Source organism: Streptomyces sp. Sge12 (assembly GCF_002080455.1).
GTDB lineage: Bacteria > Actinomycetota > Actinomycetes > Streptomycetales > Streptomycetaceae > Streptomyces.
The window spans coordinates 4,565,239-4,577,797 of sequence record NZ_CP020555.1 but is presented as its reverse complement, the minus strand read 5'-3'; the positions used below and the strand labels follow the sequence as shown (position 1 = coordinate 4,577,797).

General features: G+C 72.0%; 10 protein-coding genes. 3 read left to right on the top strand and 7 right to left on the bottom strand.

Going from position 1 to position 12,559, the window contains the following annotated elements:
* Positions 1-36: 36 nt before the first annotated feature.
* The 3 genes from B6R96_RS20550 to B6R96_RS20540 form a co-directional block, all read right to left on the bottom strand.
* Positions 37-831, bottom strand: coding sequence for a bestrophin-like domain (locus tag B6R96_RS20550; RefSeq protein ID WP_081523173.1), 795 nt, complete (start codon positions 829-831; stop codon positions 37-39).
* A gap of 73 nt (positions 832-904) precedes the next feature.
* Positions 905-1,192, bottom strand: a complete 288-nt coding sequence (locus B6R96_RS20545) for a hypothetical protein (RefSeq protein ID WP_053701777.1) — start codon at positions 1,190-1,192, stop codon at positions 905-907.
* A gap of 148 nt (positions 1,193-1,340) precedes the next feature.
* Entirely contained in the window at positions 1,341-2,900 is a 1,560-nt protein-coding gene (locus tag B6R96_RS20540; RefSeq protein ID WP_081523172.1) for an APC family permease, read from the bottom strand.
* Between the two features lie 389 nt (positions 2,901-3,289).
* Here B6R96_RS20540 and B6R96_RS20535 point away from each other — a divergent pair, with 389 nt between their 5' ends.
* From B6R96_RS20535 to B6R96_RS20525, 3 genes are all read left to right on the top strand, one after another.
* Positions 3,290-3,994 carry a hypothetical protein gene (locus B6R96_RS20535; protein WP_081523171.1) on the top strand — a complete coding sequence of 235 codons (705 nt, stop codon included), beginning with the start codon at positions 3,290-3,292 and terminating at the stop codon, positions 3,992-3,994.
* Between the two features lie 135 nt (positions 3,995-4,129).
* Positions 4,130-5,218, top strand: coding sequence for a DNA alkylation repair protein (locus B6R96_RS20530; RefSeq protein ID WP_081523170.1), 1,089 nt, complete (start codon positions 4,130-4,132; stop codon positions 5,216-5,218).
* Positions 5,219-5,272: 54 nt separating this feature from the next.
* Complete coding sequence (locus B6R96_RS20525; RefSeq protein WP_081523169.1) at positions 5,273-7,093, top strand: hypothetical protein; 1,821 nt, start codon at positions 5,273-5,275, stop codon at positions 7,091-7,093.
* 57 nt (positions 7,094-7,150) lie between these two features.
* On the opposite strand, the gene B6R96_RS20520 is transcribed toward B6R96_RS20525, so the two are convergent.
* From B6R96_RS20520 to B6R96_RS20505, 4 genes are all read right to left on the bottom strand, one after another.
* Positions 7,151-8,620 (bottom strand): aldehyde dehydrogenase family protein, encoded by a 1,470-nt coding sequence (locus B6R96_RS20520; protein ID WP_081523168.1) that lies wholly within the window; start codon positions 8,618-8,620, stop codon positions 7,151-7,153.
* Positions 8,617-10,356, bottom strand: a complete 1,740-nt coding sequence (locus B6R96_RS20515) for an N-acyl-D-amino-acid deacylase family protein (RefSeq protein ID WP_081523167.1) — start codon at positions 10,354-10,356, stop codon at positions 8,617-8,619. The genes B6R96_RS20520 and B6R96_RS20515 overlap by 4 nt, the downstream gene beginning before the upstream one ends.
* A gap of 188 nt (positions 10,357-10,544) precedes the next feature.
* On the bottom strand, positions 10,545-11,666 hold the full coding sequence (locus B6R96_RS20510; RefSeq protein WP_052872699.1) for an LLM class flavin-dependent oxidoreductase: 1,122 nt from the start codon (positions 11,664-11,666) through the stop codon (positions 10,545-10,547).
* 95 nt (positions 11,667-11,761) lie between these two features.
* Entirely contained in the window at positions 11,762-12,547 is a 786-nt protein-coding gene (locus tag B6R96_RS20505) for an SDR family NAD(P)-dependent oxidoreductase (protein ID WP_081523166.1), read from the bottom strand.
* Positions 12,548-12,559 lie beyond the last annotated feature (12 nt).

The following is a 12,559-nucleotide window of genomic DNA, read 5'->3' as shown; positions in this document are numbered from 1 at the left end:
TCGGGGCTTGACAGCCCGGACGTCGTCGGCGGGTCGTCAGCCGGCGGCCCAGAACTGCGCCAGGGCCGCTTCCTTGTACGGCGCCGGGGTCACGCTCAGGTCCCCCGCGAAGGGCCGGTCCAGCGCAACCACCAGGAGCAGGCTGAAGCCGATCAGCCCGGCCACCGCCGATACGAAGAGCAGCTGCATCTTCAGGCTGCGCAGCCCGAACAGGAAGGTGAGCGGGACGATCACGAGCGCGCCCCCGTACACCAGCACCTGGAGCAGGATCGGCAGCGAGGTCTGGGCCATCGTGATGCGGGCCCGGCGCTGCGCGGCGACGTCGTTGAGGCGGGTGACCGCCTCGGCGTAGAAGGTCTCGGCGCGGGCGCCCTGCGGCTCGTAGGCCTGGAGCGCCTGGTACAGGGCGTGGGTCTGCGGGCCGGTGGCGTCGTAGCTCGGCCGTCCCTCGCGCATCAGCGGCCACTGCACCTCGACGACGGCGTGCGCGTACGCGCCGACGGCCCGCTGCACCCGGTCGCGGTCGGCCGGCGGGAAGGCGTCGGCGCTGCGGACGACGAGGGCCAGGTCGGTGGCCTCGGTGGCGACGATGTTCTGGGTGTTCTCCAGCTGCGTCCACAGGGTGACGACGACGAAGGCGAGGATGATGCCGTAGATCGCGCCGAACATGCCGAGCGCGACCCCGACCATCTCGTTGTGATCGCCGTCGGCCAGGTGCGGGAAGCGGCGGCGGGCGGCCACGCTCCCGGCCACGGAGAGGCCGGTGAGGCCGCCGACCAGGAAGACGGCGATGACGAAGGTGCTGAGGTGGTTGAGCAGCCAGAGGATCATGCCCTGCTCAACGAGCGCCGCCGCCCGACAGCCCGGCCGGTGCGGGTCGCTCACCCGTACCGGCCGGGCCGGGTCACTTGACCTTCGGGGTGTCGGGGAGGCCGGCGCCCAGGGCCGCGCCGGTGCCCTTGAGGGAGGAGTCGGTGGCCCGGGTGGCGGATCCGGCCGCCGAGGCGGTCACGCCGACGGCGGTCTTGGTGTCCTGCACGGCCTGGCCCGGGTGGTCGACGATGTCGCCGACGCGCTCGACGATCGGGGGCCCCTGGACGGCCGGCTCGTCGGCGTGCGCGGCGACGGGGGCGAGTGCGAGGGCTCCACCGGAGACGACCAGGGCGGCGAGGGTGCGCTTCAAGGCGTTCATGCACCGTCCAACGACCCCGCCGCACCCCGGGTCACCGCCCGCGCCCGACTCGGTGCCGGGAATCGGCCCGCAACGCCCGCGGCCCCGGATCGGGGGAATCGATCCGGGGCCGTGGGCATGACTCAGCGGGTGGGGCGCAGGGGACGGGTCAGTCCTCGACCACCAGGGCCGGGGTGGACTTCGTCAGGACCTGGCCGCGGAAGAAGGCGGGGCTGCGGCGCTCGGTGACGAACATGATCACCAGGCCGAGGGCCAGCAGGCCGACGCCGATGATGAAGACGCTGCCGACGCCGAGGACGGTGGAGCCGGAGCCGTAGGCCGGGTCCAGCATGTCGTAGAGGGTCTTGAAGAAGACCGAGGCCAGCAGCAGTCCGCCCAGGACCGGGAAGACGCCCTTGAAGAAGAGGTCGCGCGAGGAGCGGCGCAGTTCGCCGCGGAAGTACCAGGCGCAGGCGAAGGCGGTCAGCGAGTAGTAGAAGCAGATCATCAGGCCGAGCGCGAAGATCGTGTCGGTCAGGACGTTCTCGCTGACCAGGGTCATCACCGTGTAGAAGACGCCGGTCGCGGCGCCCGCCATGACGGTGGCGCGGCCCGGGGTCTTGAAGCGGGGGTGGACCTTGGCGTAGGAGGGCGGCAGGGCCTCGTACGTCGACATGGCGAGGACCGTGCGGGCCACCGGGATGAAGGTGGTCTGCAGGGAGGCCGCGGCGGAGGCCAGGACGGCCACGAAGAGCAGGATGCCGAGGACCGGGCCCATGACCGGGCCGGCGAGGGCCGCGAAGACGTTGTCGGAGGTCTCCTCGTTGGCGAGGCCCAGGCCTTCGCCGCCGGAGCCGACGGCCATCTGGGCGGCGACGCCGGTGGCCAGGTAGGAGCCGACCAGGACGATCATCGCGATGAGCGAGGCGCGGCCCGGGGTCTTCGTGGAGCCGGTGGTCTCCTCGTTGGTGGCCAGGCACGCGTCCCAGCCCCAGTACATGAAGATCGAGAGCGAGAGTCCGGCGGTGAAGGCCGCCATGGACTCGACTGCGAAGGGGTTCATCCAGGACCAGGAGAAGTCCAGGCCGGTGTCGAAGGTGCCGGCGGAGGCCTTCTGGAAGGCCATGGCGACGAAGATGGCGAGCACGACGAGCTGGAGGCCGACCAGGGCGTACTGGACGCCCTTGGTGGCGGTCATGCCGCGGTAGCTGATGGCGGTCGCGACGGCGATCAGGGTGAGGCAGGTGGTGATGTGGACGAGCTTGTTGTCGTCCAGGGCGGCGATCGACGGGTTGTTCGTGATCTCGCCGGCCAGCAGCCAGAAGTACGAGGTGGCGACGCCGGCGAGGTTGGAGAGCACGATGATCGTGGCGATCACCAGGCCCCAGCCGCACATCCAGCCGATCCGCGGGCCGAAGGCCTTGACGGTCCAGGTGAAGGAGGTGCCGCAGTCCGGCATGGCCTTGTTGAGCTCGCGGTAGGCGAAGGCGACCAGGAGCATCGGGAGGAAGCCGGCGAGGAAGATCGCGGGCATCTGCATGCCGACCTCACCGGCGGTGGAGCCGAGGGTCGAGGTCAGGCAGTAGACGGGGGCGACGGTGGAGATGCCGATGACGGCGCTTCCGACCAGTCCGACGGACCCCTTGCCGAGGCCCTTGCCGCGAACGTCGCCCTCGGCGACGCCGCTTACCGTGTCTCCGGCCTGAGGCCGAACGTCCAGCTGAGTCATGGGTCAGGACGTTAGATGGTGCGTTTTCCACATCTGGAGGATCGAAGTCCGGAAGCGAAGGCCCGCGAATGCCTTGGAATCCTGAGACCGAGGCCGTTCATGAGCACTTAATGCAAGGTTCACATTGGAGCGCGCCCACGCTTCGGCAGGCTCGACCGAGAGCCTTTCGGCATGCGGAAACCGCAGCCATGTCCGATATGGGCGTTTTCAAAGTTTCCCTCGTGACTTTGCGGTGACCAGCGGTAACCGGGGCGCGGGCGGGGTGTCGACCGGAGTCCGGGCGGCTCCGGTCAGGGCCGGGCGGGGCCGGGCCGGGTTTGCTGTGGACATGATCACCGGCCTAGAGTCGCCGCCGTTCAAGGTCATTCACACGGGGGACGAGAACGCCCATGCGCACCACCACCTCACGCATCACATCGGCCACGGCCGTCGCCGCCGCCCTGCTCGCGCTCACCGCCTGCGGCGCGGAGGACGGCGCGGCGCCCGTCGTCGGCATCGGCGCCAGCACGGGCGCGGGCGCCGGCGCGGACGGCGGCACGAGCGCCGACACCGACGGCGGCCCCAACGAGGGCACGCTGGACAACCCCACCAAGAACGGCGGGGTCAACGGGAACGCGCCCAAGAACGGGACGGCCTTCCAGCAACTGCCCAAGGCGGGCACCATGGCCGCCGCCGCCCGCTTCATCAACGGCTTCACCCCGTGCGACCCGGTCAGCCGCACCCCGTCCGGCGGCAAGCCGAGCGAGGGCCCGGACACCGGCTTCGGCCCGGCCTTCTCGATCACCGAGACCGGCTACTGCGGCCGTCGGGGCATCACCACCATCGTCCTGATCAAGGATCCGAAGGCCTTCCAGGCGGCCTTCAAGGCCGAGGTCGACGCGAAGAAGGGCAGCGGGAACCCCAACAGCGGCATCGTCGTCGGGCAGGACTTCGCCATGGGGTCCGAGAGCTCGGACGCCATGAGCGCCCTGCTCCAGCCGCCGGCCGGACTGCTCATGCTCAACTGCCACCCCGACTTCGACCCGCCGAGCGGCTACCGCAAGGAGCCGGCCCTGGTGAAGGGCTGTGTCCTCACGGACTACTACAAGGACTGAGCGGCACCGGACGGGCCGCCGCCCCGGTGGCCGGTTCGGTGACGGAACCGGCCACCCGGACGGGCCGCCGTCCCGGTCAGCGGGCCGGTTACGGGCCGGGACCGGAACCGAAGCCTCATATACGAGACTGGGCCCATGCCCACGGCCGATGAGCTCCTCAGCGCGGAAACCGTCACCACCCTCGCCCGATTGCTCGCCCGTGCGGGCGGCCGCCGGTCCTCGCCCGCGCTGCGCGCCCGCGCCGACGCCCTCGACGGACTGAGCTACAGCGAGCGCGTCACCGCCGTCCGCGACGCCGTGCTCGACGACCTCCCCGCCGAATGGCACGCCTTCGAGGCCGTCGTACGGACCGCCCTCGCCGGGCGCGGCTTCGAGGGGTGGATGACCTTCCCCGTCAACGAGGCCGTCGCCGTCCGCGGGCTGGAGGTGTTCGAGCCCGGTCTGGACCTGCTGCACGACCTCACCTCCCGGCTGACCGCCGAGGCCGCCGTACGGCCCTTCCTGCGCGCCGACCCGGCCCGCGCCCTGGCCGTCGTACAGAAGTGGACCACCGACCCCGACCCGCACGTGCGCCGCCTCGCCAGCGAGGGCACCCGGCCCCGGCTGCCGTGGGCCGCGCAGCTGCCCGCCTTCGTCGCCGACCCGCGGCCCGCCCTGCCCGTGCTGGACGCGCTCTACCGCGACCGGTCCGACTACGTCCGCCGGTCCGTCTCCAACCACCTCAACGACATCAGCCGCGACCACCCCGACCTCGCCGTCGAGACCGCGGCCCGCTGGCTGGCCGCGCCCGAGGCGACGACGGACCGCGTCGTGCGGCACGGCCTGCGCACCCTGATCAAGGCCGGCCGGCCCGAGGCGCTGACCCTGCTCGGGCACTCCCCCGACGTGCCGGTCAGCGTGAGCGGCCCGGTCGTGGCCACTCCGGAGGTCGCCGTCGGCGAGTACCTCGTCTTCGACTGGGCGGTCACCAACACCGGGCCGCTGCCGGCGGAGCTGGTCGTCGACTACGTCGTCCACCACGTGAAGGCGGGCGGCACCCGCACCCCGAAGGTGTTCAAGCTCGTCACCCGCGCGCTGGCCCCCGGCGCAACCCTCACCGGCACCAAGCGCCACTCCTTCAAGCCGATCACCACCCGCCGCTACCACTCCGGCGAGCACCTGGTGCAGCTCCAGATCAACGGGCGGGTCCGCGGCGAGACCGCTTTTTCGCTGGACGCGTCCTGAGCCCGCCTGGCACCCTCCCCCCATGAACTGTGGAATCGAGTCCCACCCCGCCCGGTGAGCGCCCGCGACGAGCGCGAGCCGCTCGCCCCCCGGACGACCCCCCTCTACGACTACGCCCTCTTCCGGCACGGCATCGAGCCGGACGGCCAGGTCCCGAGCGAGGGTTATCCCTTGCCCGACGGATCCCCGCCGGAGCCTTCCGGCAAGGGCCTGACCTGGAAAATAACCCACCCGGTCGTGGCGGCCGCGCTGTTGCCGCTGCTGGCCGACCCCGATCCCGTACGCGCCGCCGAAGCCGTCCACCGCCGGGCCGCCGACCTGCTGATGCCCCACCGCATCCTGCACGGGCACGCCGCACGGCTCTTCCCGCCGGACGAGGACGCGGCCCGGCGGACCGCCCGGCAGCTGCTCCGCACCGGCACCACCGCCGCCGCCGTCGGCGTCGGCATGGCCCTGCTGATCCGTCTGGGCGAGGCCGAGGACGTGCCCTACCTGAAGGCCCTCGGCATGCTGCGGGGCCTCGGCTCCCCCGCGGCCTCGGCGCTCGACCGGCTCGACCGGCAGGCCGCCGCCCTGCTGGTCCTCAGCGGCCGGACCTCCTGCGAACCCTTGGAACCCCTGCGCGCGGCAGCGGCCACGGGCGACGCCGGGGCGGTCCGGACCGCCCTGCTCACGCTGGAGCAGGAGCCGCCGCCCGCGAGCTCGGCCCGCCGGATCGCCGAGGCAGCCGACCTCCACGGCCTGTTGCACGCCCACCCCGAGGACGACGCGGAGCTGCTCGCCGTGGCGCTGCGGCTGCTGCACTCGATGTCCCGGCAGCTGGACCACCGGGCCGACGTCTTCGACTACGGGCCGGCCGCGGCCGTGTACGAGAGGGTGCTCGCGGCGGCGGACCGGCTGCCCCCGACCCTCGCCCACCACACGCTGCTCCTCTCGACCGCCCTCGACCTCCACAGCGGTCCCGCCGCGCTCCTCGGCTGGGGCCCCGGCCGCCGGGAAGCCCTGCTCGACGGGTTGGACCGGCTGCTGGCCGGGCTCCCGTGGGCAGCGGTGCGGGCGGACGGCGGGGAGGGCGCCGAGGCGGTCCGGGCGGACTGGGTCCGGCGCAACGCGCGCCTGCCCTTCGCCCGTACGGCTGCGGTGGGCCCGCTCCCCCACTGGGAAGTGGCCGTCGTCCACACCGACGCGGCGACGTCCGCCGTCGAGACCCGGATCCTGGTGGACGGACTGCCGCTGCTGCCCGCGCTGTTCGAGGTGGGTCCCTGCGTCCGGCCGGAGCTGCTGCTCGACAACGGCCGCCTGCGCGCGGGACCGCGGCCGCGGGAGGTACGGCTCGCCTCGGCCTACTGTGCCGAGCGCTGCTGCGGCGCCCTGTACGTGACGATCCGCCGGGAGGGCACGGAGGTGGTGTGGGACGGCTGGCGCGGCGCGACCGCCTCGCAGCCGCCCGCGTACCGCTTCGACGCGGCCGCCTACGACGCCGAGGTCGAACGGGCCGAAAGGGACCACTCCTGGTCCTGGCCCGCCCGCAGTACGGCACGGCTGATCTCGACCGGGCTGTGGGAGCGGCCGGACCTGCTGAGCCGGTGGGACATCGAGCGGTGCTGGGCCCTCACCGACTGGCACGATCCGCAGAGGACGCTGATCCAGTTCTCGTTCGTACCTCCGGACGGCGACGGCGGCCCGCGGGAGGGCGGGCCGGCACGGCTGTTCTTCGAGTGGTACCTGCCGGACGACGACGGCAGCCCGCCGCAGGACCGCGCGGCGGCCGTGCTGGAGCAGTTCGCGGGGTCCGACCCGAAGGGGATCGCCCGCCTCCACGAGGGCAGCCGCGCACTCGCCGAGTCCCTCGGCCTCAACTGGCGGACGGACTAAGCCGGTAGCGGTGTCCGGCCACGGCCTCGGCCGCGGCCGGACACCGCTGTCGCCGCCTCAGCCCGTCCAGACGATCGACTGCATCTCGCTGTAGGCGTGCAGTGCGTACGAGCCCACGTCGCGGCCGACCCCGCTGCGCTTGAAGCCGCCGAACGGCGCCTCCATGTTGCGGCCGATGGTGTTCACGCCGACCCCGCCCGCCCGCAGCCGCCGCGCCACGCGGAACGCGCGCGCCGAGTCCCCGGACCACACGTAGCTCAGCAGCCCGAAATCGCTGTCGTTTGCCAGCCGGATCGCCTCTTCCTCGTCGCCGTCGAAGGCCACGACCACGACCACCGGGCCGAAGATCTCCTCGCGCACCACCCGCATGTCGTTCGTGCAGTCGACGAGGAGGGTCGGCGCCACGTAGAAGCCGCGGCCGTTCCCGACCACCGGGCGCTCGCCGCCGTACGCGATCCGCGCGCCCTCCTTCTTCCCGAGCTCGACGTACGACTCCACGCGGTCGCGGTGCGCCGCCGAGATCACCGGGCCGACGACCGTGCCGGCCTCCGTCGGGGCGCCGACCTTCATGAAGGCCAGGTAGCCGGTCAGTTTCTCGATCAGCCGGTCGTGGACCGACCGGTGGACGATCACCCGGGTCGGGGCCGTGCAGATCTGCCCGGAGTAGAAGGAGAAGGTCGTGCCGATCCCCATCACCGCCGCGTCCAGGTCCGCGTCCTCGAGGACGATCGCCGCGCCCTTGCCGCCCAGCTCCATCAACTGCCGTTTCATGGACCGGCCGCAGACCTCGGCGATGCGCTGCCCGACGGCCGTGGAACCGGTGAAGGACACCATGTCCACGTCCGGGGAGTCCACCGCGGCCTCGCCGACCTCCACCGACTGCCCGCCCACGACGTTCACCACGCCCGCCGGCACCCCGGCCTCGTGCAGGGCGTCCGCCATCCTGAACACCGAGAGCGGGTCCTGCGGCGCCGGCTTCACCACGACCGTGTTGCCCATGGCCAGGGCCGGGGCCACCTTGCCCGCCGGATTGGCCCACGGGTTGTTGTAGGAGGTGATGCAGGTGACCACGCCGACCGGCTGGCGCACCTCCAGCGCGCCCAGGATGCTCGCCCGCCCCATCGGGCCGGCCTCGGTGACCTGCGGGGGCAGTCCCCGCTCGACCGGTTCGAGGGCCCCCTTCGCGTACCGCCTGAAGCGGGTGACGCCCACCCCGACCTGCATGCCGCGCGCGATCCCGGTCGGCGCGCCGGTCTCGGCGCGGGCCAGCGCCGTCCACGGCTCGAACTCCCGCTGCATGATGTCCGCGGCGCGGTCGAGGATCGCCGCGCGCTCCTCCGGCTTCGTACGGGACCAGCTCCCGAAGGCCTCGGCGGCGGCGCGCGCCGCGTCCTCGACCTGGGCGAGCGAGGCCTCGGGGGCGAGCCCGACCACCGACTCGTCCGCCGGGTCGATCACCTCGTAGTGGCCGCCCGCGGGCTCCACCCACTCCCCGCCGATGTAGAGCGACTGCGGTGCCCGGGTCATCGCGTGCTCACCGTCCTCGTGTCCCGGCCCGACCGGAGCACGATGCCCGGAACGGCCCCCGTCACCTCGTCGTCGCGGATGGTCTCCACGCCGTTGACCCGTACCGAGACGATGCCGATGGCCCGCGCGTCCAGCCGCGGGCTGTCCCCGGGCAGGTCGTGGACCAGGGTCGCGGGTCCCGCCTCGATCCGCTCCGGGTCGAAGAGGACCAGGTCGGCGTGGAAGCCCTCGGCGATGCGGCCGCGTTCGCGCAGCCCGAACAGGCGGGCCGGGTCGTCGGTGAGCATCCGTACCGCCTGCTCCAGCGGGACGAGCTTGCGGCCGCGCAGGCAGTCGCCGAGGAAGCGGGTCGTGTACGGGGCGCCGCACATCCGGTCCAGGTGCGCGCCGGCGTCGGAGCCGCCGAGCATGACGTCCTCGTGCTGCCAGGTCTCCTGGCGCAGGGCCCAGCTCGCCGGATCGTTGTCGGTGGGCATCGGCCAGAGCACCGTGCGCAGGTCGTCGTTGGCGCAGATCTCCACCAGGCAGTGGAAGGGGTCCTGACCGCGCTCGGCTGCGATGTCGTTCACGACCCGGCCGGAGAGGCCGTCGTTCTCCTTGCTGTAGGTGTCCCCGATGACGTACCGCCCGAAGTTGGCGAGGCGCCGGAAGACGCCGGCCTCCTTGCTGTCGGCGCGGCGCAGCATCTCGGCCCGTACGCCGGCGTCGCGGAGCCTGGCGATCCGCTCGGGGACGGGCAGTCCGAGGATCTCGCCCCAGCCGGGGATGAGGTTGAGTGCGCAGAAGGTCCCCAGCGACATGTTCATGGGGGTGAGGATCGGCATCGTCAGCGCGACGATCCGGCCGCCGGCCTTGCGGGCGCGCTCGCTGGGGATCAGCTGGCGCGGGACCCGCTCGGGGACGGAGGCGTCGATGGTGAGGACGTTCCAGTTGAGCGGCCTGCCGGCGGCGGCGCTCATCTCCACGAACAGGTCGATCTCGTCGTCGGAGAACTGGTCGAGGCAGCCGGCGACGATCGCTTCCAGCTGGGTGCCCTCGTGTTCGGCGACCGCCTTCGACAGGGCCAGCAGCTCGGCGGGCCGGGCGTGGCGGGAGGCCACGGGGGCGCCGGAGCCGTCGGAGTGGGTGGAGGACTGGGTGGTGGACAGGCCCCAGGCGCCGGCGTTCATGGCGTCGTGGAAGAGGTCGAGCATCTGCTGCATCTGCTCGGGGGTGGGCTGGCCGCCGACGGCGTCCTCGCCCATCACGTGCCGGCGCAGGGCGCAGTGGCCGACCATGAACCCGGCGTTGACGGCGATCCGGCCCTCCAGGGCGTCGAGGTACTCGCCGAAGGTGGACCAGGTCCAGTCGACGCCCTCCTCCAGGGCCTTGAGGGCCATGCCCTCGACCTTGCTCATCATGCGGCGGGTGTAGTCGGCGTCCTCGGGGCGGTCCGGGTGGAGCGGGGCCAGGGTGAAGCCGCAGTTCCCGCCGGCGACGGTGGTCACGCCGTGGTTCATGGAGGGCGTGGCGTACGGGTCCCAGAAGAGCTGTGCGTCGTAGTGCGTGTGGGGGTCGATGAAGCCCGGGGTCAGGACGAGGCCGGTGGCGTCCTCGGTGGTGCGGGCCTCTTCGGTGATGGTGCCGGGTGCGGCTGTCACCGCGATCCGGCCGTCGCGTATCCCCACGTCTGCCACGCGGGCGGGGGCGCCGGTGCCGTCCACGACGGTCGCGCCCTTGATCAGGTGGTCGAGCATGACGTCCCTTCACACATGGAGCCCCGCCGGGCTGAGTGGCTGGAGGTGGCCCCGGCCGGTGGCCGCCCGGCCGGGGCCGTGCGGGACGGCGGTCCGGGAAGACGCCGTCCCCGTACGCGCGCCGGCCGGCGGGGGCACGTGGGGCTCCGCCCCACACCCCGCGCCTCAAACGCCGGCGGGGCTGAACATCAGACGGCCTGGCGGAAGCGGGTGGTGCGGTGGACCGGGTCCGTGTCGATGTGGGGGATCACGTGTTCGCCGATCAGCTTGATCGTCGTCATCGTGTCCTCGGGCGAGACACCGGTCGGCAGGCCGAAGGACAGCTGGTCGGCCCCCGCCTGCTCCCAGCGCTTGCACTGGGCGCGGACCTCCGACGGGTCGCCGCAGATCAGCAGTTCCTCGGCGATCAGCAGCTCGATGATCTCCGCGTTGTACTCCGGCAGGGTCTCGGGCCACTGCGGGATCGCCTCGGGCCGCGGGAAGGTGTCGTGGTAGCGGAAGACCAGCGACTGGAAGCGGTTCATGTTGGCGTTGACGGCGATCTCGACGGCCTTGTCGTGGGTCTCGGCGCAGATCGCGGTCGAGGTGACCATGACGTTGTCGTTGACGAAGGCGCCGATGGCCTTCGCCTCCCGGATGGCCGTCTTGTACTGGTCGAGGACCCACTCCATGTCGGAGACCTTCTGCACGCTGAAGCCCAGCACGCCGAGGCCCTTCTTCGCCGCCATGGCGTACGAGGACGGGGACCCGGCCGCGTACCACATGGCCGGGTGGGCCTTGCCGTACGGCTTGGGGAAGATCTTCCGCGGCGGCAGGGACCAGTGCTTGCCCTGGAACCCCTCGTACTCCTCCTGGAGGAACATCTTGGGGAACTCCGCGATGGTCTCCTCCCAGATCTCCTTGGTGCCGTTCATGTCCTCGATGCCCGGCAGGAAGCCGAGGATCTCGTGGCTGCCCGCGCCGCGGCCGGTGCCGAACTCGAAGCGGCCCTTGGAGAGGTGGTCGAGCATGGCGACCTTCTCGGCGACCTTGACCGGGTGGTTCACCGGGGCCAGCGGGTTGAAGATGCCGGAGCCGAGGTGGATGCGCTCGGTGGCGTGGGCGAGGTACCCGAGGAACACCTCGTTCGCCGACAGGTGCGAGTACTCCTCCAGGAAGTGGTGCTCGGACGCCCAGGCGTACTTGAAGCCGGACTTGTCCGCCTGTATGACGTACTCGGTCTCCTCGATCAGCGCCTTGTGCTCTGCCTCGGGGTCGACCTTGGACCGCGCCTCAGGCACGTATCCCTGCACAAAGAGCCCGAATTCCAAGGGGGTTCACCGTCCTTTGATTTCTGACGTTGCGTCAGATTCGATGTCTCGACTGTTCCATCGCCGGGGTGCGAGCGTCAATACCTGACGCTCCATCAGAGAATGCTGACGCCTGCCATCCAGCCGCCGTCGATCACGAACGGCTGCCCGGTGATGTAGGAGGAGTCCTCGCCCGTCAGGAAGAGCGCCAGCTTCGCGATCTCCTCCGGCCGGCCCACCCGCCCCATCGGGACCACGCGCCTGTAGAGCTCGGCCATCGCGTCCCTGGCCTCGTCGGTCAGGTTCGCCGGGTCCAGCAGCCCCGGGTTGGCCATCGGGGTGTCCACCGCGCCCGGGCACATCGCGTTGACCCGGATGCCCTTGCCGGCCAGCTCCAGGGCGGCCACCCGGGTCAGGCCGAGGATCGCCGCCTTGGTGGCGGCGTAGGTCCCGACGTACGCCATGCCCGTCAGACCCGTGTAGGAGGAGGTGTTGACGATGGTGCCGCCGCCGGCCGCCTCGATCTCGGGGGCCACCGTCTTGATGCCGAGGAAGGCGCCCACCTGGTTGACCTGGACCACCTGCTGGAACTCCTCCAGCGGGGTCGCGGTCAGCTCGTTGAAGCGCAGGATGCCCGCATTGTTGACCAGGCCGTCGATCCGGCCGAAGGCCTCCTTGGCGGCGGCGACCGCCGCCACCCAGTCCTCCTCGCGGCTCACGTCCATCCGTACGTACCGCGCCCGGTCCTCGCCGATGTCCTTGGCCACCGCGGCGCCCTGCTCGTCCAGCACGTCGCCGAGGAGCACCGAGGCGCCCTCGGCGGCGAAGAGCCGAGCCTCCTGCTCGCCCTGGCCGCGTGCCGCGCCCGTGATGATGACGACGCGCCCGTCCAGCTTGCCCATGGTCCGTCAGCC

Excerpts from the sequence above, each read along its gene's own strand:
- B6R96_RS20550 (WP_081523173.1), bottom strand. The coding sequence starts at position 831 with ATGATCCTCTGGCTGCTCAACCACCTCAGCACCTTCGTCATCGCCGTC.
- B6R96_RS20545 (WP_053701777.1), bottom strand. The coding sequence starts at position 1,192 with ATGAACGCCTTGAAGCGCACCCTCGCCGCCCTGGTCGTCTCCGGTGGA.
- B6R96_RS20540 (WP_081523172.1), bottom strand. The coding sequence starts at position 2,900 with ATGACTCAGCTGGACGTTCGGCCTCAGGCCGGAGACACGGTAAGCGGC.
- B6R96_RS20535 (WP_081523171.1), top strand. The coding sequence starts at position 3,290 with ATGCGCACCACCACCTCACGCATCACATCGGCCACGGCCGTCGCCGCC.
- B6R96_RS20530 (WP_081523170.1), top strand. The coding sequence starts at position 4,130 with ATGCCCACGGCCGATGAGCTCCTCAGCGCGGAAACCGTCACCACCCTC.
- B6R96_RS20520 (WP_081523168.1), bottom strand. The coding sequence starts at position 8,620 with ATGACCCGGGCACCGCAGTCGCTCTACATCGGCGGGGAGTGGGTGGAG.
- B6R96_RS20515 (WP_081523167.1), bottom strand. The coding sequence starts at position 10,356 with ATGCTCGACCACCTGATCAAGGGCGCGACCGTCGTGGACGGCACCGGC.
- B6R96_RS20505 (WP_081523166.1), bottom strand. The coding sequence starts at position 12,547 with ATGGGCAAGCTGGACGGGCGCGTCGTCATCATCACGGGCGCGGCACGC.